The organism is Sphingomonas sp. PAMC 26621, assembly GCF_000251145.1.
Taxonomy (GTDB): domain Bacteria; phylum Pseudomonadota; class Alphaproteobacteria; order Sphingomonadales; family Sphingomonadaceae; genus Sphingomonas.
Map to the genome: position 1 here is coordinate 1 of NZ_AIDW01000036.1, position 23,977 is coordinate 23,977.

Below are 23,977 nucleotides of genomic sequence, written 5' to 3' on the forward strand. Positions count from 1 at the left end.
CCTATCCCCTGTGTGCCTTGGCAGTCTCAGGCTGCGCGGGCCGATGCGGCGGCCGGACGGCCGCCCCCGATCAGCTGGCTCGGCTGGACTCGCTTGTGGACGCGGGTCACGCTGCTCGCGCTGTCGCTCGGGGTCACCATCCCGCTGCATTATCTGTGGCGGACGGTGCGGCTGTCGTCGCCGTGGCCGCGGCTGTTCCTCGCGACCGCGGCGCGAATCTGCGGCGCGCGCGTCCGCGTTGTCGGCGTGCCGCTGAAGCGCGACGTCTTCTATGTCTCGAACCATGTCAGCTGGGTCGATATCTGCGCGATCGCGGGCGCGAGCGGCACCGCCTTCGTCGCCAAGGCGGAGATCCGCGAGGCACCGGTCGTCGGCTGGCTCGCGACGCTCAACCGCACGGTGTTCGTCGCGCGCGAGGATCGGCTGGGGGTCGCCGAACAGATCAACGCGCTGCGCGAGACTTTGGCCGAAAACTGGTCGGTGACGGTCTTTCCCGAAGGCACCACCACCGACGGCCGCTCGCTGCTGCCGTTCAAGACCTCGATGCTGAAGGTGCTCGAACCCCCGCCCCCCGGCGTGATGGTCCAGCCGGTGCTGCTCGATTACGGCCCGGTCGGCGCCGACATCGCGTGGATCGGCGAGGAAAGCGGGCGGAACAACGCGGTCCGCCTGCTCGCGCGCGCCGAGCGGTTTCGCGTCGCGGTGCATTTCCTCGAGCCGTTCTACCCGCGCGACTTTCCGGGGCGCAAGGCGATCGCGGCGGAGAGCAAGCGGCGGATCGAGGCGGCGCTGTCGGTGGTGATGTGCGGCCCGGTCCCGCCGTTCATCGGCCACGACGTGTGGGCCGGCAAGGGCGAGACGCTGCCGGCGGCGCTCGAGATCAAGGACCATCCGGCGGTGCGCGCGGGGTGAAGCGGGCGGGGTGATACGGGCGCTTGGTGAACCGGAATGCCTCCACCCCACATCCGTCATTCCCGCGAAGGCGGGAATCCATTGGGACCGCCGGCCCGTCATGGTGAGACCAGCCTGTATGGATCCCCGCCTCCGCGGGAGTGTGACGAGGGAGGCGCGCGGGATGGACGCCGCGAAGCAGCGCGCAGCGTTGCCCGCAAGGGGTTCAGTCCCGTCGCATTCTCCCCTATAGCCGCGCCGATCATGACCCCCGCCCCAAAGCATCCCCACAAAGCCCCCAAGACCTACGCGGTCAAATCGTTCGGCTGCCAGATGAACGTCTATGACGGCGACCGGATGGCCGAGCTGATGGCGGCGCAGGGGCTGACCCAGGCGGACCCCGCCGAGGCCGATCTGGTCGTGCTCAACACCTGCCACATCCGCGAACGCGCCACCGAAAAGGTGTACTCCGACATCGGTCGCCTGCGGAAGCACGGCAACGACCCGATGATCGCGGTCGCCGGGTGCGTCGCGCAGGCCGAGGGCGCGGAGATCGTTCGCCGCGCGAAGGTCGACGTCGTCGTCGGCCCGCAGGCGTATCACAACCTCCCCGACCTAATCGCGCGGGCCGCGCGCGGCGAATCCGCGGTCGATACCGACATGCCGGTCGACATGAAGTTCGGCCACCTCCCCGCGCGCCGTCGCGTGCCCCCGAGCGCATTCCTGACGGTGCAGGAGGGGTGCGACAAATTCTGCACCTATTGCGTCGTCCCCTATACGCGCGGCGCCGAAGTCAGCCGCGGGTTCGGCCAGATCGTCGACGAGGCGCGCGCGCTGGTCGCAGCGGGCGCGCGCGAGATCACGCTGCTCGGCCAGAACGTCAACGCCTGGACCGACGGCAGCCAAGGCCTCCACGATCTCGTCTCCACGCTGTCCGACATCGGCGATCTCGCGCGGATCCGCTACACCACCAGCCATCCCAACGACATGACGCAGGGGTTGATCGACGCGCACCGCGATATCGACAAGCTGATGCCGTTCCTCCACTTGCCGGTGCAATCGGGCAGCGACCCGATCCTCAAGGCGATGAACCGCAGCCACAGCCGCGATTCCTACCTCCGCATCCTCGACCGCGTCCGCGCGGTGCGCCCCGACATCGCGCTGTCGGGGGATTTCATCGTCGGCTTCCCTGGCGAGACCGAGGCGGATTTCGCGGATACGCTGAGCCTGGTCGATGCGGTCGGCTATGCGCAGGCGTTCAGCTTCAAATATTCGCCGCGCCCCGGCACCCCCGCGGCGACGATGGGCGAACAAGTGCCGCCTGAAGTGATGGACGAGCGGCTGCAACGCCTCCAGGCAGCGCTCAACCGCGATCAGGCGGCGTTCAACGCGGCGAGCGTCGGGCGGCGGTGCCAGGTGTTGATCGAACGCGCGGGCAAGCTGCCGGGGCAGATGCTCGGCAAGTCGCCTTGGCTGCAATCGGTCCATCTGATGACCGACGCCGCGATCGGCGATCTGGTCACGGTCGATATCGCGCAGGCCGGGCCGAATTCGGTGTCAGGGGTCGAGGTCGTGATGGCGGGACGTTTGCCCGCCGGTGCCGCTGCATAGGAAAAAAGCGGGGGCCGCCGTCAGCTCAGCGCAGTGACCGCGGCGACGACACCGGTCACGACGACGCCCCACAAAGCGAGCGATGCGCCGACGATCACGATCAGGCGCGTGCGCATCGGCAGGCGGCGGAATTCGGGCAGGTCGGCGGTATCGGTGCCGCCGGTCGGGAACGTTGCGGGCGTCGCGAAGGGAACCACCGTCTGCACCGCGCGCGCGGCAAGCACCGCGGCTTCGGACAACGGTTCGTCGAACGCGCAGCCATACCGCTTGCCGCTCCCACGCACGATCCGACCCGAAACCCGGCCGATCCCGGCGATCCCGATGCTGATTTCGGACGGCACCGCCAGCGTATCGCTGACGACGATCAGGCAACCCGTGGTCGACAGGTCGATCACGTCGGCGTCCACCGGACGCAACGTGTCGTCGCGCAGCGTCGCGCCGGCCTGCACGGGCAAACGCTCGGCCAGCCGACCGCTCGGGCCGGTCAGGACCGTATCGTCGTCTTCGAGGAACAGTTGAGCCGTGAGAACCATGTGCCGTACTCCCGCGACGCACACTGCCCGAGGAACCTTAAGATCTGGTAACGTCGCGGCCGGGGCGTCCGCCGGAACGCATCCCCTCGACAAATTCCCCGCTTTGGCGCAGCATCGGCATATGCTCCCGGAACCCGCCTCGTCCGATCTCGCGCCCGGCCAGTGGAAGCCCAATCCGCCCGGCCTTTGGTTCTATATCATGATCGGCGTGGGGCGGATTCTCGTCTCGGGGGCGGAGGTCGTGTTGATCCGCCTCGGCGTGCGGCGCTGACGCCGCAACGGCCTGTTGCGGGCCTTGCCCGAACGGATCGCGCTTCCCATGTTCCCGGTCCGTTCGGTGCCGTTGATTTCCCCGCCTTTTCCCCGCGCCGTCCCAGCAAAGGAAGTGCATGAGCCGCAAGCCAGTCCCCGCGCAATCCGGCGATCGTAGCCGGACCGAAGTCGTCTTCGACCGTCCACAGTTGATGGCGCAGCTGTTTGGCGAGTTCGACCAGAACCTGCTCGCGCTGGAGAACAAGCTGGGGGTCTATATTACCGCGCGCGGCAACAAGGTCGGGCTCGAGGGAACCGCGGAAGCGGTCGCGCAGGCGCGCGACGTGCTTCATGGGCTCTACAACCGGATCGCCCGCGGCGAAGTGGTCGACACCGGGCTGATCGACGCGGTGATCGCGATGTCGAGCGAACCGACGCTCGCCGGGATCATCCAGGCGGATGCGGGCGGCGGCGCAGTCCCGCAGATCATGATCCGCACGCGCAAGAAGACGATCGTCCCGCGCACGATCGCGCAGGCGCATTACATGCGGCAACTGCTCAACAACGACATCATCTTCGCGCTCGGGCCAGCGGGCACGGGCAAGACCTATATCGCGGTCGCGCAGGCGGTGGCGCAACTCATCACCGGCAGCATCCAGCGGCTGATCCTGTCGCGTCCGGCGGTCGAGGCGGGCGAGAAGCTCGGTTTCCTCCCCGGGGACATGAAGGAGAAGGTCGACCCCTATCTCCGCCCCTTGTACGACGCGCTCAACGACTGCCTTCCCGCCGAGCAGGTCGAACGGCGAATCGCGAGCGGTGAGATCGAGATCGCGCCGATCGCGTTCATGCGCGGGCGCACGCTCGCGGATGCGTTCATCATCCTCGACGAGGCGCAGAATACCACGCCCGCGCAGATGAAGATGTTCCTGACGCGCTTCGGCGAGAACAGCCGGATGGTGGTGTGCGGCGACCCCAAGCAGACCGATCTTCCCGGCGGCATGAACGCGTCCGGGCTGAACGATGCGGTCGGGCGGCTCGAGGGGGTCGAGGGCTTGTCGATCTGCCGGTTCGGGTCGGGCGATGTCGTGCGCCATCCGATTGTCGGGCGGATCGTGGAGGCGTATGAAGGGGCGAGTTAGTTGACGGTAGGGATATCCGGACAGTATATTTCGGATATCCCGGAGGCTCCGATGGCGTCGCTCTACATCAAGAACCCTGACACCGCAGATCTGGCGCGCGAAGTCGCCGCGTTGCTGGGGACGAGCAAGACGGCGGCCGTCCACGACGCGCTCGAACATCGCAAACGCGCGCTTCAGGCCGAGCGGAGCGTTAGCATTCACGATCGGCTCGAAATGTGGCGTGCAGCCCATCCGCTCGGCGAACCGAGCGGTCTCGAGGCCGACAAGGCGTTTTACGATTCGCTGAATGACGAGGATAGGATTGATCCTTTTTCTCGATGCATCGGCAATGGTCGCGATGTTGGCGGGCGAGCCCGGCTCGCCCGCGATCGAGGAAAGATTCGGTGCCGCCGACGAAATAGTGTGTTCCGCGGTCTCGCTATGGGAGACGGCGCGCGCCGTCGCAAAGATAAGAACCGTTCCGATCCCGCTCGCTTTTGCCGAAATCGAGACGTTCGTTGCCGACTTCGCGATCCGTCTCGTTCCGATCGGCGCCACCGAGAGTCGTGCCGCAGTCGATGCGTACCATCGCTATGGCAAGGGCACCGGCCATCCCGCCAGGCTCAACCTGGGGGATTGTTTCGCCTATGCCTGTGCCAAGACCAACGCCGCGACCCTGCTCTACAAGGGCGACGACTTCCTCCATACGGATCTTGCCTGATGCTTGAAATCGCCCTCTCCCACGAAGACGTCTGGCCGCAGCACGACTGGGAGGCGCTTGCCGCGCGCGCCGCCACCGCCGCGATGTCGCGCACGCCGCACGCCGAGCTTGCCACCGGCCCTGCCACGGTCGAGATCTCGATCCGCCTGGCCACCGATGCCGAAGTGCAGGTCCTGAACGCGCAATATCGGCACAAGGACAAGCCGACCAACGTCCTGTCCTTCCCGATGGTCCAGCCCGACCTGCTCGACACGATCGCGCAGAATTCGGACGACGGCGAGGTGCTGCTGGGTGATATCGTCCTCGCTTACGAGACGTGCGCGCGCGAGGCGGCGGAAAAAGACGTGACCGTCGACGCGCATGCAACGCATTTGATCGTGCATGGCACGCTGCATTTGCTAGGGTATGATCACATGGACGATGACGAGGCGGGGGCGATGGAGGCGATCGAGATCGCAGCCCTCTCCGCGCTGGGCATCGCCGATCCGTATCTGATTGCTGAGGACTGACGTAACCCCATGCCCGACGGCCAAAGTACCACCGGCACCGCCACCAGCAACGGCGGTGTCACCCATGCCTCCCCCGGGCATGAAACCAGCATCTGGCGCTCGTTCCGCAGCTGGATCTCGGGCCATTCGGGCGACGAATCGCTCCGCGCGACGCTCGAGGAAGCGATCGACGCGCATGAGGACGACCCCGCGCCCGACGCCAAGGGGGATCTCTCCCCGCTCGAGCGGACGATGGTCCGCAACCTGCTCCACTTCGGCGAGCGCGACGCGGGCGACGTCGGCGTGCCGCGCGCGGACATCGTCGCGGTCGAGGAAACGACCAGCTTCGCGAGTCTCGTCGCCTTGTTCGCGGAAGCCGGGCACAGCCGCCTGCCCGTCTATCGCGAGAAGCTCGATACGATCATCGGCATGGTCCACATCAAGGACGTGTTCCAGATCCTCGCGACGGGGGCCGAGCATCCGGCAAGCATCGCGCCGCTGATCCGCGAGCCGCTCTACGTGCCCATGTCGCGCGGCGCGCTCGATCTGCTCGCGGACATGCGGCAGAAGCGCGTCCATCTCGCGATCGTGCTCGACGAATATTTCGGGACCGAAGGGCTCGTCACGATCGAGGATCTGATCGAGGAAATCGTCGGCGACATCGAGGACGAACACGATGACGCGCCGACCGCGCTGCTCGTGCCGCTCGACGGCGGCGCATGGGATGTCGATGCGCGCGCCGAGCTCGAGGATGTCGGCGAGGCGATCGATCCGCGGCTTGCCGAGGTCGATGGCGACATCGACACGATCGGCGGACTCGCCGCAGTGCTGGCGGGGCATATGCCCAAGGTCGGCGATTGCATCGTCCACGACAGCGGCTGGACGCTCGAGATCGTCGCGGCGGACACGCGGCGCGTGCTGAGCCTGCGGCTGCATCCGCCCCGGCCCGAGCTCGAAGGGCGCGACGACTAGGGCGAACGGTGCCGCTCGCCTTTGCGGCACCGGCCTTTCTTGGAAAGACGGATCGACCCGGCGGCGCGGGGAGTTAGGGAAGCGCGCGTGACGTTGCAGCGTCGTGCCCCCTGTTTGCCCCCCTGATTGCAAAGGCCTGCCCTTGACCTTCCGACGTGTGGCGCAAAGCCTTGGAACGATCCTGCTGTGGATCGTCATCATCCTGTGCCTCATGCTGACGATCATCCCGCGTTTTCTCGACGCGCGTTACTATCGCGGCGCGCAAGGCGGGCATTACGACGGGCAACGGTTCTTCAACGCGGATGGCGAGCAGGACGAGATGGCGGGAAACCGCGCCGGCTTCCTGTGGCGCTACCTCACCGGCAGCGACGGACGCCCGAAATGGCCCGAGCACGTTGCGATCAACCCGGTCGCACCGCGGCAGCGCGTCGCGGGCCAGGCGATGGTCGCGACGTGGGTCGGGCATGCGACGGTGCTGGTCCAGACACAGGGGCTCAACATCCTGACCGACCCGGTGTGGAGCAAGACCGCCGGGCCACTCGGCCTCGGGCCGGCGCGGGTCACCAGACCCGGGATCGCGTTCGGCAAGCTGCCGAAGATCGACGTCGTGCTCGTCAGCCATGACCATTACGACCATCTCGACCTCGCGACGCTCAAACGCCTGTGGACGCGCGATCATCCGCTGATCGTCACCAGCCTCGGCAACGACAGCGTGATCCGGCAGGCGGGCGTGCCGTCGCACGCGCTCGACTGGGGCGGGCGGATCGCGGTCAAGCCGGGGGTCGAGATTGTCGTCACGCGCAACCATCACTGGGGCAGCCGCTGGTTCGCGGATCGCAACCGCGCCTTGTGGTCGGCGTTCGTGGTGCGGTTGCCGGGCGGCAACGTGTTCTTCGCGGGCGACACCGGGCCGGGCGACCTGACCTGGGCGAATGCGGCGGCGAGCTATGGGCCGGTGCGGCTGGCGCTACTGCCGATCGGCGCGTTCCGCTTTGCGCCGGGGCAAATGATGTCGGGGAGCCATATCGGGCCGATCGACGCAGCCGAAGTTTATCGGCGGCTGGGGGCGTCGACCGGGATCGGGGTCCATTGGGGGACGTTCCATCTGTCGTCGGAAGCGTATGATACGCCGCCGCGACTGCTGGCAGCGGTGACGCGGGTGGCGGGGTTGCAGGGGTTCGGCACGGTGCCGCTCGGGCAGCCGCGGGTCATCGCGCCATACGTGGCGCGCAAGCCCACTGCGCCGATCGACCGTGTCGAGATCGTCGGACGCCTGCCCGCGGCAGCACGGGCATTGCCATAGCGCTCTCGTTTTCCGGCGAAAGCCGGAATCCAGGGGTGTGAGGGAAGCACCCTGCACCCCTGGACTCCCGCTTTCGCAGGAGAAGGGTTGTGACGCGCACGAACCCACCCCCCGTTCGCCCTGAGCGAAGTCGAAGGGCCGTGCGCCGCGTGTGGGGGCTTCGCCTTCGCGCAGCCCGACCGGACGTTTGCGGCGTGCTAGCGCTTCACCGCCATTGGCGCGGGCGGCGGCGTGATGTCGCCCGCCTTGCACGGGCCGCTGCGAACGGTGTGGACGCGCATCTCCATCACGCCCTCCGCCACGCCGCTGGCGTCGAAACCTTCCGACTTCATCGTCAGGTTGCGGTCGCCGGCCGCATTGGTGCCGGTGACGCTGACCTTGACCGTCCCGCCGCCATCCTGCGGGCAGACCGCGCTGAGCCCGACCGTCGGGCCGGTGTCGTCCCGCTTGCCGATCTTGCAGTTCTGGCCGCGCGGGCCGATCTGCTCCATCGTTTGCGCGAGGTCTTCCTTCGCGGCCGCCTGGGGGGTGAGGCAGATCGACATGCCCGCCATCGCATCGAACATCGCCTGCATCTGCGCCTTTTCCTGCGGCGTCGCGCCCTTGCCCTCGAGCCGGAGGATTCGACCTTCTGCGACCAGCTACCGGGTTCGCGCCGGATCACCGGCTCGGACGAACATGCCGCGACCGCGAGGACCGGCAGCGCGAGTGCCGCGATGCGATGAAACGCCATGAGATATCCCCGGGGAAAGCTGTACGCGACACGGGGCCGGGCACGATTGTCTGTTGCCCCATCCCTTCCCATATTGCTCGGTGATGGCAATCCAGATTCGCACCACGCTCGATGAACCCGAAACCGGGGTCAGCTTCGTCCCCCACCGCCCGGCGCGGCCGCCCAAGGCGGAAGGGGGCAAAAGGTTCAAGCTCGTCTCCGAATACACCGCGGCGGGCGACCAGCCGACTGCGATCGCCGAGCTCGTCGCGCAGACGCAAGCCGGCGAGCGCGACCAGGTGCTGTTGGGCGTGACGGGTTCGGGCAAGACCTTCACCATGGCGAAGGTGATCGAGGCGGTGCAACGCCCCGCGCTGATCCTCGCGCCCAACAAGATCCTCGCGGCGCAGCTCTACGGCGAGATGAAGTCGTTCTTCCCCGACAACGCGGTCGAGTATTTCGTCAGTTACTATGATTACTACCAGCCCGAGGCGTACGTCGCTCGGTCGGACACGTATATCGAGAAGGAAAGCTCGACCAACGAGGCGATCGACCGGATGCGCCACGCCGCGACCCGCTCGCTGCTCGAACGCGACGACGTCATCATCGTCGCGTCGGTATCGTGCCTCTACGGCATCGGCTCGGTCGAGACCTATTCGGCGATGATCTTCGACCTCAAGAAAGGCCAGACCGTCGACCAGCGCGAGATCGTGCGCAAGCTGGTCGCGCTCCAGTACAAGCGCAACGATGCGGCGTTCCAGCGCGGCAATTTCCGCGTGCGCGGCGATGCGCTGGAGATCTTCCCGTCGCATTATGACGACACGGCATGGCGCGTGTCGTTCTTTGGCGACGAGATCGAGGATATCGTCGAGTTCGATCCGCTGACCGGCAAGAAGATCGCGAGCCTCGGCACCATCCGCATCTACGCCAATTCGCACTATGTGACGCCGGGGCCGACGCTCAAGCAGGCGATGGAAGCGATCAAGTTCGAATTGTCCGAGCGGCTCAAGGAGCTGGTGCCCGAGGGCAAATTGCTCGAGGCGCAGCGGCTGGAACAGCGCACCAATTTTGATCTCGAGATGATCGCAGCGACGGGTTCGTGCGCGGGGATCGAGAATTACTCGCGCTTCCTCACCGGGCGCATGCCCGGCGAGCCGCCCCCCACGCTGTTCGAATATCTGCCCGAGAATTCGTTGCTGTTCGTGGACGAGAGCCACCAGACGATCGGCCAGATCAACGGCATGTCGCGCGGCGATCACCGTCGCAAGCTGACGCTGGCCGAATATGGCTTCCGTCTGCCCTCGGCGATCGACAACCGGCCGCTGCGCTTCAACGAATGGGAGGCGATGCGTCCGCAGACGACCTATGTCTCGGCGACGCCGGGTGCGTGGGAGATGGAACAGACCGGCGGCGTGTTCGCCGAGCAGGTCATTCGCCCGACCGGGCTGATCGATCCCCCCATCGAGATCAAGCCGGTCGAGGAGCAGGTGCAGGACCTGATCGTCGAGGCCCGCAAGACCGCCGAACTCGGCTATCGCACGCTGGTGACGACGCTGACCAAGCGGATGGCGGAGGATCTGACCGAGTTCATGCACGAGGCGGGCCTGCGCGTCCGCTACATGCACAGCGACGTCGAGACGCTCGAGCGTATCGAGCTGATCCGCGACTTGCGGCTTGGCGTGTACGACGTGCTGATCGGATCAACCTGTTGCGCGAGGGGCTCGACATTCCCGAGTGCGGGCTGGTCGCGATCCTCGATGCGGACAAGGAAGGCTTCCTGCGCTCGGAAACCTCGCTGATCCAGACGATCGGTCGTGCAGCGCGCAACGTCGACGGGCGCGTGATCCTCTATGCCGACCGCATCACGGGCTCGATGGAGCGCGCGATGAACGAGACCGAGCGTCGCCGCGAGAAACAGCGCGCGTATAACGAAGAACACGGCATCACGCCGACCACGATCAAGCGCAACATCGGCGACATCATCCAGGACGTGTCGAGCCGCGATCAGGTCACGGTCGAGATCGACGAGGACCGGCCGCACATGGTCGGGCACAATTTGCGTGCGTACATCGAGGATCTCGAGAAGAAGATGCGTGCGGCGGCATCCGACCTCGAGTTCGAGACCGCCGGTCGTCTGCGCGACGAGATCCGGCAGCTCGAGCAGGAGGAGCTCGGGCTTCCGGTCGATCAGCAGAAGGCGCCGGTGATGGGGCGCTCCAACGAGGGCAAGCCAGGGACTCGCAAGACGCGGTACGGCAAGAGCCAGAAGATGCGGGCGGGTATGGCGGGGAGTTCGCGACGGGCGCGGTGATTGGGGAATGCAAAATTGAACAGTGTCGGGCTGGCGTGGTAAGTTTCGCACTATGCCCGAAACTGCGAGATCGTGCCGATGACCCGCACCGCGAAACTTTACTCTTGGATATTGGCCAACCCGCGATCGGCTATTCCATTCCGTGACTTTGAGCGACTACTGGCTGCGTTTGGCTTTTCGCTCAGGCGAACGACGGGAAGCCATCGTCAGTACGCGCACCCTAAAGTCCCCCACGTCTTGACCGTCCAGCCCCACGGCAAGGACGCCAAGACCTATCAAATCGAGCAATTTGTCGCTATGTGTATCGGGTACGGTCTTACATTGGACGAATGATGGCACCGCGATACCATATCGACCTGTTTTGGTATGAGCCCGACTCGTGCTGGATCGCGAACGTGCCGGATCTCAGAAGCTGCTCGGCGCACGGCGATACGCCCGAAGAGGCGCTTGCGGAGCTTCAGATCGCCATGGAAGGTTGGTTAGAGACAGCGAGGGGGTGCGGTATCGCGATCCCTGAACCGCAATACCGTCACACAAGCCTGGCCGCTTAACCTTTGAATTAAGCGACCGACAGGTCTTCGCTCGCCACGTCGTAATATTTCGACACGCGATCGGCATAGGCCTGGTCGAACGTCGGTGCGTTGCTTGCCCAACTCGGACCGCCTTCGAGGACGCGGCGGTCGATCGTCACGATGTAGGTGTCGTTGACGGGGTCGAACTGGAGCAGCGAGAAGGGGATCGGGTAATAGGCCTTGCCCATGCCGAGGAAGCCACCGATCGTCAGCACCGCGTAGATCGTCTGGCCGGTGCGCTTGTTGACCATCAGCGTCAGGACCGAGCCGATCTTGTCGCCGTCGCGGCTACGGACCTGCATCGCGTCGCTCTTGTTCGACTGGAGCAGCAGCTGGGTGGGTTCGGTTTGTGACATGGATCAATCCTAACAGTTCGCGGGCGTAACGGAGAGAGGCCGCTCCCGGTTCCCCTCCTCCATGCGGCTGAGCGGGTGGAAAACGCGGGGCGGCGTCGCGCGCGCGGTTGAGCGGGCCGTCCGCATCGCGCATAGACCTGGCCATGCGTAACATTTTCCCCCTGATAGCCCTGGCCGTTCTTGCCGGGTGCGTGGCGAAGCCGGTCGCGCCGCGTCCCGTCGCCGCGCCCGTCGTCCGCCCCGCCGTCGTCCCGCGGCCCGTCCCGGTGGCAAGCGCGGACTGGCGCGACTGGGCGGTCACGCCCGGCGACTGGGCGTATCGGCAGGATCAGGGCGGATCGACCGCGCTGTTCGGCACGACCGGCGGCAACGCACTGCTGACGCTGCGCTGCGACAGCGCAAGCGCGACGCTGTATCTGTCGCGGCAGGGGTCGGTGGTCACGCCGCTCACCGTGCGGACGTCGAGCGTCGCGCGCAGCGTGCCCGTCCAGCCGACCAGTCCCGGCCCGGTCGGCGCGCCGAGCTATGTCGCGACGCGGCTGACCGCGCGCGACCCGCTGCTCGACGCGATGGTGTTCAGCCGGGGCCGCTTCATCGTCGAGCAGGCTGGTACGACGACGCTGGTGGTGCCCGCCTGGGCCGAAATCGCGCGGGTTACGGAGGATTGCCGCCGCTGAAGCCGGCGCTCCCGGCGCGCTTCGGGCAGGCCGAGGAGAATCGTCGAATCTGCGGATTATTACAAGACTTGTTTCGCGAATTTAGATGATTCAAACACGAGTCGTGACCAGCGCAGGTCACGCTATTTTCAACTGGCGAAAGGAGGTGATCCGATGTCTCATGGTTCAGCAATGGGGTCGGTTCAGTTCGTGCGGGGGACGCACCGCTAGGCCTTTGGGGAAACCCGTTCGATCGCCGGCGCGGGGGGTATGGTCCCCCAGTCAACGCGAAGCGGCGATCGAGGCACTAGCGGTTCGCATGGTCTCCCAAGCTGGAGCTTCCGGCCGCTGACCATGTCAGGAGGTTGCCGGGGTGTCGTGAAGACCCCCGGCAGCCTCTTTTCATTTGGGGTGCCGCGCGACCTCTGAAAAAAGCCCCGTCCCCCCGCTTGTTGTCCTGCAAGGATGATCGCATGATCGGCGTCTCGAACGATAAAAGGGGATGACGGGCATGCGGATACGGGCAGCGTTTGCGGCGATGGTGATGGTTTCCGCGGCCGCTTCGGCGCAACAGGCCCCCGTGGTCGAGGAGCAGTCGATCGACGGCTTGCGCGCGCAACTGGCGCACGGGACGAGCAGCGTCGCGATCACCCAGGCCTATCTTGCGCGGATCGCGGCGATGGACCGCACCGGGCCGACGCTCCGCGCGGTGATCGCGACCAACCCCGACGCGCTCGAGCAGGCCAAGGCCAGCGACGCGCGGCGCAAGGCCGGCAAGCCGCTCGGCCCGCTCGATGGCATCCCGGTGCTGATCAAGGACAATATCGAGACGAAGGATCCGATCGCAACGACCGCGGGGAGCCTCGCGCTCAAGGACAACGTGACGCGGCGCGACGCGCCCGTGGTCGCGGCGTTGCGCAAACAGGGCGCGGTAATCCTCGGCAAGACCAACCTCAGCGAATGGGCGAACATCCGCTCGACCCATTCGATCAGCGGATGGAGCGCGGTCGGCGGGCTGGTGCGCAACCCCTATGCGCTCGACCGGACCTCGTGCGGCTCCTCCAGCGGGTCGGGCGCGGCGGTCGCGGCGAGCTTCGCGGCGGTGGCGATCGGGACCGAGACCGACGGGTCGGTCGTCTGCCCGTCGTCGATGAACGGGCTGGTCGGACTGAAGCCGACGCTCGGGATGGTCAGCCGTAGCCGTGTCGTCCCGATCAGCCACAGCCAGGATACGCCCGGGCCGATGGCGCGGAGCGTGCGCGATGCCGCGTTGCTGTTCAACGCGATGGTCGGGGTCGATCCCGAGGACGCGGCGACGCGCGACAGCCGGACGCATCTCCACGATTTCGCCGCCCCGCTCGCGACCGCATCGCTGTCGGGCGTGCGCGTCGCGGTCCTGCGGCCCGACATGTCCGACGTGCTGAAGGCAAAGTATGAGGCATCGCTCGCAGTGCTCAAGGCGCAGGGCGCGGTGCTCGTCGACGTCGAGACGCCCAAGCTCGACGGGATCGGCGAGGCCGAGCTGCTGGTGCTCCAGACCGAGCTCAAGGCCGATCTGGATACCTATCTCGCGACCACGCCAGCGGCGGTGAAGACGCGGACGCTGGATCAGGTGATCGCATTCGACACCGCCAATGCCGCGAGCGAAATGCCGTTCTTCGAGCAGGAGACGTTCGTTGCCGCCGCGAAGACGCGGGGGCTGCGCGATCCGGAATATCTCGGTGCGCGCGCGAAGTCGCTGCGGCTGGCGGGTGCGGAGGGGATCGACGCGCTGCTGGCGAAGGCGCAGGCGACGCTGATCGTCGCGCCGACCTACGGGATGCCGTGGCTCTCCGACACCGTCTACGGCGACAATTTCAATGGCCCGAGCGCGAGCGAATTGCCTGCGATCTCGGGCTATCCGCATCTGACCGTCCCGATGGGGCTGGTGCGCGGGGTTCCGGTCGGCCTGTCGTTCATCGCGACGCGCTGGGGGGACCAGACCGTGCTCAACGCGGGCTATGTGTTCGAACAGGCGGCCAAGGCGCGGGTCGCGCCGGGGTATCTGGCGACCAACGATGCCGGGCCAGGGCTGGCGGGCGCGCGGTAACGCCGCGGCGGGTGACCTCACAGACCTGAAGTGGGGTCACCCCGAACCCTATACCCCGCTGTCAATGGAGGCGCTATTTCTCCAGCAATTCCGGCCGGATGTGGATCGCGATCAGCGACATCCGCACTTCGATCAGGAAGGAGATGAGCGAGGCGATCAGCAGCCCCATCGCGAGGATGAACGACAGCGCCACCACCGTGCCGATATGCAGCTTGACCAGTTCGGCGACGAACAGCAGCGCGACGACGAGGCAGGTCATCACCGCGCTCGACACCGCGAGCACCAGCGACGCGTTGATGACGATCATTCGTTTGTCGAGCAGGCGCAATTCCCACACGTGCCGGTCATGCTCCGGCCCTTGCGAGGCCGGATGCAGCGCCTCGACCGCGCGCGCGCGGTCGACCACGCGCGACAGCCGCCCCGCGAGCACGTTGAGCAGCGCGCCGATCCCGGCGAGCATGAAGACGGGCGACAGCGAGAGCTGGATCGTCTGGGCGATCGTGGTGACGGCGGGATAGGGGTTCATTACAGGCTTTGTGGGCAATGCGTGGCGGCGACGCAAGCCGGACGGAGCGGACCGGTGATTTCGGCGTTATAGGACGATGAGCGAACTCGAGGACCTGCAGGCACAGATGGAAGCCGCCGCCGCCGCACTCGACTATGAGGAAGCGCGGCGGTTGCGTGACCGGATCAGCCTGCTGCGGGGCGGCGCGGGCGCACGGGATGCCGCGGCGGCGGACACCGCGGGGCTGGTGCGGCAACAGCCCGGCGCGATGGGGCTTGGCTCCAGCCAGCAGCGGATGACCCCGCCCAAGGGCTGGACGCCACCCCCCAAGCCGGACCTGATGACGAAGGGGCGGTCGCGCAAGCGCTAGGGCCCCCCAGGGGCTCAGACCCGCAGGTAGCGGAAGTACCACACTTCCCGCCCCTGCCGCCGCGCCTTGCGCTCGTAGCGGGTCTCGGGCCAGTCCTCCGGGCGGGTCAGGAAGTCGGCGGGCGTGCGCGCGGTCCATTCGAAGTCGCGGCGCTGCCCCATCACCATCATCGCCCAGCGGCAATAGGTCGGATCGTCGGTGCCGAGCCGGAACTCGCACCCGGGCTTTAGTTTTGCCGCGATCAGGTCGAGCGGGCCGTGGTTGACCATCCGGCGCTTCGCATGGCGCGCCTTGCGCCACGGATCGGGGTGCAACAGATACAGCCGTGACAGCGAGGCGTCGGGGAGCCGCTCCACCACGTCGAGCGCATCGCCCATGTGGATCCGGACGTTGTCGAGCGCATCGTCGCGGATATGCGCGAGCGCGCCGACCACGCCGTTGAGGAACGGCTCGCAGCCGATGAACCCGGTGTCGGGCCGCATCCCCGCCTGCCCCGCGAGATGTTCGCCCGCGCCGAAGCCGATCTCGACCTCGAGCGGGCGATCCGCGCCGAACAACGTCGTCGCGTCGAGCGCGCCATTGGTCGGCACGCTGATCTGCGGGAGCAGCGTTTCCACAAGGTCGGCCTGGCCCAGCCGCAGTTTGTGGCCCTGTCGCCGGCCATAGAGGCGGCGTGTCGTCATCGGATCGGTCATCGGGCGGGCGTGTAGCGCGGGATGCCGCGTCGTTAAAGGGGGAGCAAAGCGCCGTTGCCGTCGTTACAGCGGGGTAACGAAGGATTGGGGCAGCATGGCTGACACGACGTCGCAGGACGATAACACGGAAGCGGGCACCGGCACGGTCGAGGAACTGAAGGCCGCCAACGCCAAGGAGCTCCACCGCGCGGTGCGCGAAGAGGGGCAGGAGGAGCTCGAACGACCGGTCAGCGCGCTGTTCTGGTCGGGCGTGGCGGCGGGGCTCGCGGTCACCGCCTCGCTGATCGCGGAGGGCGCGATCGCGTCGCACGTTCCGCCGGGGCCGACGCGCCCGCTGCTGATCGCGCTGGGCTATCCGATCGGCTTCGTGATGGTGATCCTCGGGCGGATGCAACTGTTTACCGAAAGCACCGTCACCGCGATGATCCCGCTCGTCACCACGCCGTCGTGGGATGCGCTGGGGCGGACGCTGCGGTTGTGGGCCGTGGTGTTGCTCGCCAACTGCATCGGCACGGCGCTGGCGACCGGCGCGTTCGCGGGGCTCGGGCTAGGCGATTCGTCGCTCGATGCGGGGATGATCGAGGTGTCGATAAAGATTACCGAACACGCTGCGCTGGAGACGTTCTTCAATGCGGTGCCCGCCGGGTTCCTGATCGCGATCGTCGCCTGGTCACTCCCCAATGCGCGCGAGCAGGCGTTCTTCGTGATCTTCGGGATCGTCTATGTCGTCGCGATCGGCGGGTTCAGCCATTCGGTCGTCGGGTCGAGCGAGGCGTTCCTGCTGCTGTGGACGGGCAAGATCGGGATCGGCGGCGCGCTGTCGTTCCTCGTGCCCGCGGTGCTCGGCAATCTGTTCGGCGGCGCGGGGCTGTTCGCGGTGCTGGCGCATGCGCAGGTGCGCGAGGAGGGGGCGTGATCGCGCCGTCGATGGACCGAAACGTCCGCTTCGCCCGTTCGGTGCGGCACAGATGGAGAGGCGGACGATGAACACGATCAGCAAGGCGGCAAGCAAACTGGCGAAGGCCGATCGCAAGGTCACGCACGAAGCGGCGCAGCACCGCGACGCGCCCGTCGTCAAGGCGTTCGGCGCGCTCAGCGAAGGCGCGGACCAGCCGCCCTTGCTGCTGCTCGGCGTGGGAACCATGGTGGTCGGCGCGCTGCTCCGCCAGCCGGTGATGCTGCGCACCGGCGCGCGGATGCTCGCGAGCGAGGCGGTGGCGACGGGAATCAAGTCGATCATCAAGCGCTCGGTCGATCGCACCCGGCCGAAGAAGGCGATCGAGACGGGGAAGCACGACTTCAAGCCCGGCGACAATACGGCGCACGACGAAAGCTCGTTCCCCTCTGGTCATACCGCGGGCGCGGTGGCGGTCGCGGGGGCGCTGGCGAAGGACGTGCCGGCGCTGGGCGCCCCCGCCTATGCGCTCGCAAGCGGCGTCGCTGCGGTTCAGATGCCGCGCGGGAAGCACTATGTTCTCGATACCGTCGCGGGTGCCGTGGTCGGCTTCGTCGCGCAGCGTGCGGCGAACACCGCCGTCCGCCTTGCCGAACGCGCGCTGGTTGGGGCGATCAGACGGCGGCGGCGACATTCATCCTAAAGAACGAGTTCACGATATGCGATAGGCCGAACGCAAGTTTGTATCGGTTACCTGCCCCTTGAATTTGCAAGGGGAATATCATGAAGGCGATTTTCTGGACAAGTGTTGCGCTCGCGCTTTCGATGCCGGTCGCGGCGGGTGCGCAAGAGGTGGTGCAATGGTCGGCCCCCGCCGCCATGACCGGTCAAACCGCCTTCTTCCCATTGGGGACCGCGCTGCACCTGACGACGCGGACGGAACTCAACACCAAGGAACGCCATGCCGGGGACCGCTTCTACCTCGAGGTCGCGGAACCGCTGGTATACCGCGGGCAGGTCGTCATACCCGCCGGGGCCGTCGCTGTCGGTGAGGTGATGCGGGCAGAACGCAACGGTCATTTCGGCAAGCGCGGGACGATCGACGTCCGGCTCAGCTATGTCCAGACGCCGAGCGGACCCGTGCGCATTTCGGGGCGGACATCGCGCAACGGAACCGGGCAAGGGCTGTTGTCGATCGGCGGAGCGCTCGTCGTGTCCTGGCCGATGATGTTCATCCACGGGACCAGCGGTCGCCTGCCGGCCGATACGCCGATCACCGCCTATCTTGCCGACGACCTTCGCTTCACGGTGCAGTCGGACGGCGGTCAGGCCGTGGCTGCCTTGCCGGATAGTCCCGGCCAGATGCAGCGCGCTTTGCCCGCGCGGTTCGATCCGTCGGTATTTTCGAGCAGCCAGCGCTAGGGGCTGGAATGCGACGGCGGGATCCGTCGCGGGAACCGGGCGCGGGAGAACCCGCGCCCGATCGGCTTCAGGCGACGGCGGCCTTGAGCGCGTCGACCAGGTCGGTCTTTTCCCAGGTGAAGCCATCCGCATCGGGCTCGCGCCCGAAATGGCCGTAAGCAGCGGTGCGCTTGTAGATCGGCGCATTGAGCTTGAGGTGCTCGCGGATGCCCTTCGGCGTCAGGCGGACGAGCTGCGGGAGCACTTCCTCGATCTTCGACTCAGGCACCGTACCCGTGCCGTGCAGGTCGACGTAGAGCGACAGCGGCTCGGCGATGCCGATCGCATAGCTCAGCTGGATCGTGCAGCGGCGCGCGAGGCCGGCGGCAACGACGTTCTTCGCGAGATAGCGCGAGACATAGGCGGCCGAGCGATCGACCTTGGTCGGATCCTTGCCCGAAAACGCGCCGCCGCCGTGCGGTGCTGCACCGCCGTAGGTGTCGACGATGATCTTGCGACCCGTAACGCCCGCGTCGCCGTCCGGTCCGCCGATCTCGAACGCGCCGGTCGGGTTGATGTAGATCTTGGTGTCGTCGGTCACGAAGCCCTCGGGCAACGTGTCCTTCATCACGCCAGCGACGTAGCTGCGGAGTTCCTCGTACAGCGCCGGGTTGGCGTTGTCGCCCTGCAGGCAATAGCCCGCCTTGTGCTGGGTCGACACGACCAGCGCGGTCGCGCGGACCGGCTTTTCGTCCTTATATTCGAGCGTGACCTGGCTCTTGGCGTCGGGCTCGAGGAACGGGGCCGCCCCCGAGTGCCGGTCGGCGGCCATCTGCTGCAGGATCTTGTGGCTGTAATAGAGAGTCGCGGGCATCAGGCCCGGGGTCTCGTCGGTCGCGTAACCGAACATGATGCCTTGGTCGCCGGCACCCTCGTCCTTGTTCGCGCCCTCGTCGACGCCCATCGCGATTTCGGCGGACTGGCCGTGGAGGTTGTTCTCGAAGCGGAAGTTTTCCCAATGGAAGCCCGACTGCTCATAGCCGATCTCGCGTACGGTATTGCGCACTGCCGCCTCGATCTCCTCGAGCGCGCCATCGGCCCAGGCGCCGTTCTCGTACACGCCCTTGCAGCGGATCTCGCCTGCGAGGACGACGAGGTTGGTCGTGGTCAGCGTCTCGCACGCGATGCGCGCCTGCGGGTCCTTGCTCAGGAACAGATCGACGACGGTGTCCGAAATCTGGTCGGCGACCTTGTCGGGATGACCTTCCGAGACCGACTCGGAGGTGAAGAGAAACGATGCGCGCATTGATGAAACCCTCGTCTGGGCGCGGACCGGTGCGACCGGAACACGCATATAAAGCTTTCCTTATATGTGCTCCTATCGTGCCCGCCGTCGGATGGCAATTGCCGTTAGCGCCAACATGAGGGCGGTCAGCAGCGCCATCAGGTTGCCGAACCGTGCGAACAGGGTGGGCGGTGCGGCCGGCGGGATCGGCAGTTCGATCGCGCCCTTCGTCTCCCACGGGATCGACGCGAGGACATGACCGCGCGCATCGATGATCGCGGAAATGCCGGTCGGCGTCGCACGGATGATCGGCAGGCCTTCCTCGATCGCGCGCATCCGCGCCTGCGCGAGATGCTGCGCCGGGCCCCAGCTGCCGTACCAGCTGTCGTTCGAGGGGTTGAAGATCAGCGCCGGACGATGCTTGCGGTCGACGATCGAGCCCGAGAAGATCATTTCGTAACAGATCGCGAAACCGACCCGGCCGATGCCGGGAATGTCGAGCCCGTCCGGCCCCTTGCCGGACGCGAAATCAAGGTCGCCGGGGACGAGCCGCGACAGCCCGATCGCGGACATCAGCGGGCGCGCGGGGAGATATTCGCCCCACGGCACGAGGTGCGCCTTGTCGTAGCGGCCGATGACCCTGGCGTTCGCGTCGATCGCGAAGATCGCGTTGGTGGCGGCGTTGACCTCGCCGGATGCGTCGAATTTCAGGGCATTGCCGCCGGTCAGCACGACATCGCGCGGGCCGAGCAGCGCGGCGATCCGCGAGCGGATGACGAACGGCGCGCCGCGGAAGTAATATTGCGGGGGATAGCCGTCCTCGGGGAGATAACGCAGCGCGCCCTCGGGCCAGACGATCAGCCGTGGCGCGGCGTGCGGCGTCCCGCTGAGGCCGGACAGCGCGCGGAGGTTGGTCTCGGCATAATCCTCGCGCGGGCGCTGTTCCTGGTCGAGATCGGGCTGGACGACGCGAATGCGCGGGGCGTTGGCGAGCGGCTTTGGCGCGGGCGCGGTGTCGAGCGCCGACAAGGACAACACGACGAGCAACACGCCGACCGACACCGGGAAGCGCCACGTCCGCCGCGCCGCAAGCAGGACCGCACCTGCCGTCAGCACCGCGATTCCCGACAGCGCATAAGTGCCAAGCCAGGCCCCGCTCGCCGCGACCGGGGTCGGGAGCCAGATTTCGGAGAGCGGGTTCCACGGATACCCCGTCAGCAGCGTGCCGCGCAGATATTCGGTCGCGATCCAGACGGTCGCGAAGATCAGCACGTAGGATGCGTCGAGCGCGGGCTTGCGCAGCCGCCACGCGACCCCCGCCGCCGCCATCGGGAAGATCGCGAGATACAGCGATAGCAGGATTGGCGCGAAGAAGCCGAGCGCATGCGGCATCGCGTCCTGGAAGCTGAAGGCCTTGGCGATCCAGTTGTTGCCGATCGAGAAATGCGCGACCCCGAACAGCCACCCGCGCCACAGCGCCGCGCGCCGCGTCGGCGCCTGATGCACCAACAGCATCCAGACTGCGAAACAGCCGAGCGTGACGGGCCACAGCGCGAGCGGCGCGAAGCCGACCGCGGCGATCCCGCCGAGGAGGAAGGAGAAAAGAGCGGGGCGCTGGGTCATGCGGTCGCTATCGCGTGATAGAAGAGGGGACGCAACGGGGAGCGCGAACCACGGCAGCTCCCCTCCTTGGGCTTCTTCTCTTTCCGCTTCTCTTCTCTTCTCTACCCTTCCCCGGCGAAGGCCGGGGCCCAGCAGCGATGGCCAAGGTAACGAAGTGCAGAGGCTCGCAATCTGCCGTTCCTCTCCTGGGCCCCGGCCTTCGCCGGGGAAGTGGCTTCAACTTGGCGGGCATCTTGAACGTGACGCCCCCCACCCCCGCCGCTATCGTCCCCGCATGACTCGCCCCTTCCACCTCGCCTTCCCCGTCAACGATCTCGCCGCCGCGCGCGCCTTCTACGGCGGGACGCTCGGGTGCACCGAGGGGCGCAGTTCGGATCACTGGATCGACTTCGACCTCTACGGTCACCAGATCGTCGCGCATCTCGACCCCGCCGCCAAGCCGGTCGCGGTGTCGAACGCGGTCGACGGGCATGCGGTGCCGGTACCGCACTTCGGCGTCGTGCTGACGATGCCCGACTGGCAGACGCTCGCCGAGCGGCTGACCGCGGCGGGGACTCGCTTCGGGATCGAGCCGCACACGCGCTTCGTCGGTCAGCCGGGCGAGCAGGCGACGATGTTCTTTTATGACCCGAGCGGCAACGCGCTCGAGTTCAAGGCGTTTGCCGACGACGCGATGATCTTCGCGCAATGATACGCCGTCGCGTGAAGGACAGACCATGAGCGAACCGATTGTCGTCGATATCCCCCACAAGCTGGGCCTTGCCGCCGCGCGCGCACGCGTCGACGGCGGGATCGGCAAGCTCGCCGGGATGTTCCCGGGCGGTGCCGCGGTCGATCATCGTTGGGAGGGGGACACGATGTTCTTCACCGTCGCCGCGATGGGTCAACGCGTCGCGAGCCGGCTGACGGTCGCGGAGACCTCGGTCCGCGCCGAGGTCGACCTGCCGCCGTTCCTCGCACTGTTCGCGGACAAGATCCGCGCGAAGCTGGCGAAGGAAGCGCCGAAGATGCTGGAGTAACGCCCCTCTATACGACCGTCATGCTGAACTTGTTTCAGCATCCACCGGTGAATGCATCCTGCGGCCGGCAGGACAAGACCACGGTGGATGCTGAAACAAGTTCAGCATGACGGCGCATTGTGGGTGGGCGCGCGTTACTTCGCGCTGACCCGCCACACGGTGTTGCCCACGTCATCCGCGACCAGCAGCGCGCCGCCGCGATCGAACGTCACCCCGACCGGACGGCCCTGCGCCTCGCCCTTGGCGTTGAGGAAGCCCGTCAGCACGTCGACCGGCTTCACGCCCTTCCTGGGAAAGCCAAGCTCCCCGAACGGCACGAACGCGACCTTGTAGCCCGACACCGGCACGCGGTTCCACGAGCCATGCTCGCCGACGAACGCGCCGTTCGCATACGCCGCGCCGAGTTTCGCCTCGCTCGCGAAGGTCAGCCCCAGAGCTGCCACGTGCGGCCCCATCGCGAAATCGGGACGCTTGGAATATTCCTGCAGCGCCGGGTTCTCGGGCTTCACGCGCGTGTCCGGGTAGCCGCCCCAATAATACCACGGCCAGCCGAAGTTGTCCCCGAGGCCGACCCGCGTGATGTAATCGGGGACGATATCCGACCCGAGCATGTCGCGCTCGTTGACCGCGACCCACAGCCCGCCCGACCTGGGTTCGAACGCCATCCCCTGCGGGTTGCGCAAGCCCGCGCCGAACACGCGGAAGGTCTTCGCCTGCGGGTCGACCTGGAGGATGTTGGCGCGGTATTTTTCCTTGTCCATGCCGTTTTCGGCGATGTTCGACGACGAGCCGACGCCGACGTAGAGATATTTGCCGTTCGGGTCCGCGAGCAGCGTGCGCGCCCAGTGGTTGCCGCCGCCGTTGAGCGCGATCACCTTCTCGGGGGTCGCGGTGATCTTCGTCTCACCGGGCGTGAACGGCACGCGGACCAGCGCGTCGGTGTTCGCGATGTAGAGATAGCCCCCGAGCAGCGCCATGCCGGTGGGCGAGTTGAGCCCGCCGATCAGCACGGTCTTCTGTTCCGCGACCCCATCGCCATTCGCGTCGCGCAGCAGCGTGATGCGATTGGCGGAGGGAACGCCAGCGCCCGCCCGGCCGAGCAGATAGCGCATCACGGTATCGGTGATGCTGCGGCCCTTGCGCGGCGGCGAATTGGTTTCGGCGACCAGCACGTCGCCATTGGGGAGGCGGTAGAGCCAGCGCGGATGCTCCAACCCTTGCGCGAACGCGGCCACCTTGAGCCCGGCGGCGGGGACCGGAGTCGTGCCCGCGGGCCAGCCGACCGCCTTGGCGACCTTGGTCGTGGGGATCGTCTGTTCGCGCGGTGCGGAGATGGTCGGGCGTTCGCCTTCGACCTGGGCGATCGGGAGTTGGGCGGGTTCGGGCTGGAACATCCACCAGAGGACCGCCGCCCCGACAACGGCGAAGATGCCGAGGAGGATGAAAATATGTTTGCGCATACCGCTTGATAGGGTGCGCCGCCGCCCGGTGGAAGGCTAGAGTTGGGGGGGCATTCCTCCACAACCGTTCGTTTGGGGGGTTTCCGTTTCTCAAATCGAACCGGGCCAGTCCCACCGCCACGTGGCGTGGCCGCATTTC

General features: G+C 66.9%; 24 protein-coding genes and 2 pseudogenes. 18 read left to right on the top strand and 8 right to left on the bottom strand.

Translation table 11 applies throughout. The features are described 5' to 3' along the window. Positions 1–1,155: 1,155 nt before the first annotated feature. Complete coding sequence (gene miaB / locus RI03_RS16570) at positions 1,156–2,502, top strand: tRNA (N6-isopentenyl adenosine(37)-C2)-methylthiotransferase MiaB (protein WP_081504243.1); 1,347 nt, start codon at positions 1,156–1,158, stop codon at positions 2,500–2,502. 20 nt (positions 2,503–2,522) lie between these two features. Here miaB and RI03_RS16575 read toward each other — a convergent pair whose 3' ends face one another. Then, positions 2,523–3,035, bottom strand: coding sequence for a PilZ domain-containing protein (locus RI03_RS16575; RefSeq protein ID WP_010218710.1), 513 nt, complete (start codon positions 3,033–3,035; stop codon positions 2,523–2,525). Between the two features lie 121 nt (positions 3,036–3,156). Here RI03_RS16575 and RI03_RS24130 point away from each other — a divergent pair, with 121 nt between their 5' ends. The 7 genes and pseudogenes from RI03_RS24130 (at position 3,157) to RI03_RS16600 (ending at position 7,889) form a co-directional block, all read left to right on the top strand. Continuing rightward, positions 3,157–3,306 (top strand): hypothetical protein, encoded by a 150-nt coding sequence (locus RI03_RS24130; protein WP_170318392.1) that lies wholly within the window; start codon positions 3,157–3,159, stop codon positions 3,304–3,306. Positions 3,307–3,424: 118 nt separating this feature from the next. Then, positions 3,425–4,426, top strand: a complete 1,002-nt coding sequence (locus RI03_RS16580; protein WP_010218711.1) for a PhoH family protein — start codon at positions 3,425–3,427, stop codon at positions 4,424–4,426. 51 nt (positions 4,427–4,477) lie between these two features. Further along, a pseudogene (locus tag RI03_RS22820) lies at positions 4,478–4,696 on the top strand (type II toxin-antitoxin system VapB family antitoxin); the annotation flags it as partial. A 31-nt stretch (positions 4,697–4,727) separates the two neighbouring features. Further along, positions 4,728–5,126 (top strand): type II toxin-antitoxin system VapC family toxin, encoded by a 399-nt coding sequence (locus tag RI03_RS16585; RefSeq protein WP_010218712.1) that lies wholly within the window; start codon positions 4,728–4,730, stop codon positions 5,124–5,126. Then, positions 5,126–5,635: an rRNA maturation RNase YbeY gene (ybeY, locus tag RI03_RS16590; protein WP_010218713.1), complete on the top strand. Its 510-nt coding sequence runs from the start codon at positions 5,126–5,128 to the stop codon at positions 5,633–5,635. The genes RI03_RS16585 and ybeY overlap by 1 nt, the downstream gene beginning before the upstream one ends. Positions 5,636–5,644: 9 nt before the next feature. Further along, complete coding sequence (locus RI03_RS16595) at positions 5,645–6,586, top strand: hemolysin family protein (protein ID WP_010162096.1); 942 nt, start codon at positions 5,645–5,647, stop codon at positions 6,584–6,586. A gap of 157 nt (positions 6,587–6,743) precedes the next feature. After that, positions 6,744–7,889: an MBL fold metallo-hydrolase gene (locus RI03_RS16600; RefSeq protein ID WP_010218714.1), complete on the top strand. Its 1,146-nt coding sequence runs from the start codon at positions 6,744–6,746 to the stop codon at positions 7,887–7,889. A 197-nt stretch (positions 7,890–8,086) separates the two neighbouring features. Here the strand turns inward: RI03_RS16600 and RI03_RS16605 are convergent, their stop codons facing one another. Beyond that, positions 8,087–8,464, bottom strand: a complete 378-nt coding sequence (locus tag RI03_RS16605) for a DUF3617 domain-containing protein (RefSeq protein WP_010218716.1) — start codon at positions 8,462–8,464, stop codon at positions 8,087–8,089. Between the two features lie 241 nt (positions 8,465–8,705). Here RI03_RS16605 and uvrB point away from each other — a divergent pair. Together uvrB and RI03_RS16615 are read left to right on the top strand one after the other, a co-directional pair. Further along, a pseudogene (uvrB, locus tag RI03_RS16610) lies at positions 8,706–10,912 on the top strand (excinuclease ABC subunit UvrB). Positions 10,913–10,990: 78 nt separating this feature from the next. Further along, positions 10,991–11,245, top strand: coding sequence for a type II toxin-antitoxin system HicA family toxin (locus RI03_RS16615; RefSeq protein WP_010218717.1), 255 nt, complete (start codon positions 10,991–10,993; stop codon positions 11,243–11,245). A gap of 226 nt (positions 11,246–11,471) precedes the next feature. On the opposite strand, the gene RI03_RS16625 is transcribed toward RI03_RS16615, so the two are convergent. After that, complete coding sequence (locus RI03_RS16625) at positions 11,472–11,840, bottom strand: PRC-barrel domain-containing protein (protein ID WP_010218720.1); 369 nt, start codon at positions 11,838–11,840, stop codon at positions 11,472–11,474. 143 nt (positions 11,841–11,983) lie between these two features. Here RI03_RS16625 and RI03_RS16630 point away from each other — a divergent pair, with 143 nt between their 5' ends. Both RI03_RS16630 and RI03_RS16635 read left to right on the top strand, forming a co-directional pair. Then, positions 11,984–12,517, top strand: coding sequence for a hypothetical protein (locus RI03_RS16630; protein WP_010218721.1), 534 nt, complete (start codon positions 11,984–11,986; stop codon positions 12,515–12,517). A 481-nt stretch (positions 12,518–12,998) separates the two neighbouring features. Continuing rightward, positions 12,999–14,585: an amidase gene (locus RI03_RS16635; protein ID WP_010218722.1), complete on the top strand. Its 1,587-nt coding sequence runs from the start codon at positions 12,999–13,001 to the stop codon at positions 14,583–14,585. A 73-nt stretch (positions 14,586–14,658) separates the two neighbouring features. Here RI03_RS16635 and RI03_RS16640 read toward each other — a convergent pair whose 3' ends face one another. Then, positions 14,659–15,111 (bottom strand): DUF2721 domain-containing protein, encoded by a 453-nt coding sequence (locus tag RI03_RS16640; protein WP_010162086.1) that lies wholly within the window; start codon positions 15,109–15,111, stop codon positions 14,659–14,661. Between the two features lie 76 nt (positions 15,112–15,187). Here RI03_RS16640 and RI03_RS16645 point away from each other — a divergent pair, with 76 nt between their 5' ends. Next, positions 15,188–15,460 (top strand): UvrB/UvrC motif-containing protein, encoded by a 273-nt coding sequence (locus RI03_RS16645; RefSeq protein WP_010218723.1) that lies wholly within the window; start codon positions 15,188–15,190, stop codon positions 15,458–15,460. 14 nt (positions 15,461–15,474) lie between these two features. On the opposite strand, the gene trmB is transcribed toward RI03_RS16645, so the two are convergent. Then, positions 15,475–16,155: a tRNA (guanine(46)-N(7))-methyltransferase TrmB gene (trmB, locus tag RI03_RS16650; RefSeq protein ID WP_010218725.1), complete on the bottom strand. Its 681-nt coding sequence runs from the start codon at positions 16,153–16,155 to the stop codon at positions 15,475–15,477. Positions 16,156–16,249: 94 nt separating this feature from the next. Between trmB and RI03_RS16655 the strand changes: the two genes are divergently transcribed. From RI03_RS16655 to RI03_RS16665, 3 genes are all read left to right on the top strand, one after another. After that, a complete protein-coding gene (locus RI03_RS16655) occupies positions 16,250–17,071 on the top strand; it encodes a formate/nitrite transporter family protein (protein WP_010218726.1) in 822 nt (273 codons plus the stop codon). 67 nt (positions 17,072–17,138) lie between these two features. Beyond that, entirely contained in the window at positions 17,139–17,753 is a 615-nt protein-coding gene (locus tag RI03_RS16660) for a phosphatase PAP2 family protein (RefSeq protein WP_010162082.1), read from the top strand. Positions 17,754–17,833: 80 nt separating this feature from the next. Continuing rightward, positions 17,834–18,472, top strand: coding sequence for a hypothetical protein (locus RI03_RS16665; protein ID WP_010162081.1), 639 nt, complete (start codon positions 17,834–17,836; stop codon positions 18,470–18,472). Between the two features lie 67 nt (positions 18,473–18,539). Here the strand turns inward: RI03_RS16665 and metK are convergent, their stop codons facing one another. Continuing rightward, positions 18,540–19,757 (bottom strand): methionine adenosyltransferase, encoded by a 1,218-nt coding sequence (metK, locus tag RI03_RS16670; protein WP_010162080.1) that lies wholly within the window; start codon positions 19,755–19,757, stop codon positions 18,540–18,542. A 72-nt stretch (positions 19,758–19,829) separates the two neighbouring features. After that, positions 19,830–21,359, bottom strand: a complete 1,530-nt coding sequence (gene lnt / locus RI03_RS16675) for an apolipoprotein N-acyltransferase (protein WP_010162078.1) — start codon at positions 21,357–21,359, stop codon at positions 19,830–19,832. Between the two features lie 274 nt (positions 21,360–21,633). On the opposite strand from lnt, the gene RI03_RS16680 reads away from it, so the two are divergent. Both RI03_RS16680 and RI03_RS16685 read left to right on the top strand, forming a co-directional pair. After that, positions 21,634–22,050: a VOC family protein gene (locus RI03_RS16680; protein ID WP_010218729.1), complete on the top strand. Its 417-nt coding sequence runs from the start codon at positions 21,634–21,636 to the stop codon at positions 22,048–22,050. 25 nt (positions 22,051–22,075) lie between these two features. Further along, the gene (locus RI03_RS16685; protein WP_010218730.1) at positions 22,076–22,378 is read left to right on the top strand and encodes a polyhydroxyalkanoic acid system family protein; all 303 of its coding nucleotides are present in this window, start codon (positions 22,076–22,078) and stop codon (positions 22,376–22,378) included. A gap of 134 nt (positions 22,379–22,512) precedes the next feature. Here the strand turns inward: RI03_RS16685 and RI03_RS16690 are convergent, their stop codons facing one another. Next, a complete protein-coding gene (locus RI03_RS16690; RefSeq protein WP_010218731.1) occupies positions 22,513–23,838 on the bottom strand; it encodes a PQQ-dependent sugar dehydrogenase in 1,326 nt (441 codons plus the stop codon). Between the last annotated feature and the right edge of the window lie 139 nt (positions 23,839–23,977).

Bases quoted from the DNA above. Each gene is read 5' to 3' on its own strand.
- miaB (WP_081504243.1), top strand. From the start codon at position 1,156: ATGACCCCCGCCCCAAAGCATCCCCACAAAGCCCCCAAGACCTACGCG.
- RI03_RS16575 (WP_010218710.1), bottom strand. From the start codon at position 3,035: ATGGTTCTCACGGCTCAACTGTTCCTCGAAGACGACGATACGGTCCTG.
- RI03_RS24130 (WP_170318392.1), top strand. From the start codon at position 3,157: ATGCTCCCGGAACCCGCCTCGTCCGATCTCGCGCCCGGCCAGTGGAAG.
- RI03_RS16580 (WP_010218711.1), top strand. From the start codon at position 3,425: ATGAGCCGCAAGCCAGTCCCCGCGCAATCCGGCGATCGTAGCCGGACC.
- ybeY (WP_010218713.1), top strand. From the start codon at position 5,126: ATGCTTGAAATCGCCCTCTCCCACGAAGACGTCTGGCCGCAGCACGAC.
- RI03_RS16595 (WP_010162096.1), top strand. From the start codon at position 5,645: ATGCCCGACGGCCAAAGTACCACCGGCACCGCCACCAGCAACGGCGGT.
- RI03_RS16605 (WP_010218716.1), bottom strand. From the start codon at position 8,464: ATGCAGGCGATGTTCGATGCGATGGCGGGCATGTCGATCTGCCTCACC.
- RI03_RS16615 (WP_010218717.1), top strand. From the start codon at position 10,991: ATGACCCGCACCGCGAAACTTTACTCTTGGATATTGGCCAACCCGCGA.
- RI03_RS16625 (WP_010218720.1), bottom strand. From the start codon at position 11,840: ATGTCACAAACCGAACCCACCCAGCTGCTGCTCCAGTCGAACAAGAGC.
- RI03_RS16630 (WP_010218721.1), top strand. From the start codon at position 11,984: ATGCGTAACATTTTCCCCCTGATAGCCCTGGCCGTTCTTGCCGGGTGC.
- RI03_RS16635 (WP_010218722.1), top strand. From the start codon at position 12,999: ATGACGGGCATGCGGATACGGGCAGCGTTTGCGGCGATGGTGATGGTT.
- RI03_RS16640 (WP_010162086.1), bottom strand. From the start codon at position 15,111: ATGAACCCCTATCCCGCCGTCACCACGATCGCCCAGACGATCCAGCTC.
- RI03_RS16645 (WP_010218723.1), top strand. From the start codon at position 15,188: ATGAGCGAACTCGAGGACCTGCAGGCACAGATGGAAGCCGCCGCCGCC.
- trmB (WP_010218725.1), bottom strand. From the start codon at position 16,155: ATGACCGATCCGATGACGACACGCCGCCTCTATGGCCGGCGACAGGGC.
- RI03_RS16655 (WP_010218726.1), top strand. From the start codon at position 16,250: ATGGCTGACACGACGTCGCAGGACGATAACACGGAAGCGGGCACCGGC.
- RI03_RS16660 (WP_010162082.1), top strand. From the start codon at position 17,139: ATGAACACGATCAGCAAGGCGGCAAGCAAACTGGCGAAGGCCGATCGC.
- RI03_RS16665 (WP_010162081.1), top strand. From the start codon at position 17,834: ATGAAGGCGATTTTCTGGACAAGTGTTGCGCTCGCGCTTTCGATGCCG.
- metK (WP_010162080.1), bottom strand. From the start codon at position 19,757: ATGCGCGCATCGTTTCTCTTCACCTCCGAGTCGGTCTCGGAAGGTCAT.
- lnt (WP_010162078.1), bottom strand. From the start codon at position 21,359: ATGACCCAGCGCCCCGCTCTTTTCTCCTTCCTCCTCGGCGGGATCGCC.
- RI03_RS16680 (WP_010218729.1), top strand. From the start codon at position 21,634: ATGACTCGCCCCTTCCACCTCGCCTTCCCCGTCAACGATCTCGCCGCC.
- RI03_RS16685 (WP_010218730.1), top strand. From the start codon at position 22,076: ATGAGCGAACCGATTGTCGTCGATATCCCCCACAAGCTGGGCCTTGCC.
- RI03_RS16690 (WP_010218731.1), bottom strand. From the start codon at position 23,838: ATGCGCAAACATATTTTCATCCTCCTCGGCATCTTCGCCGTTGTCGGG.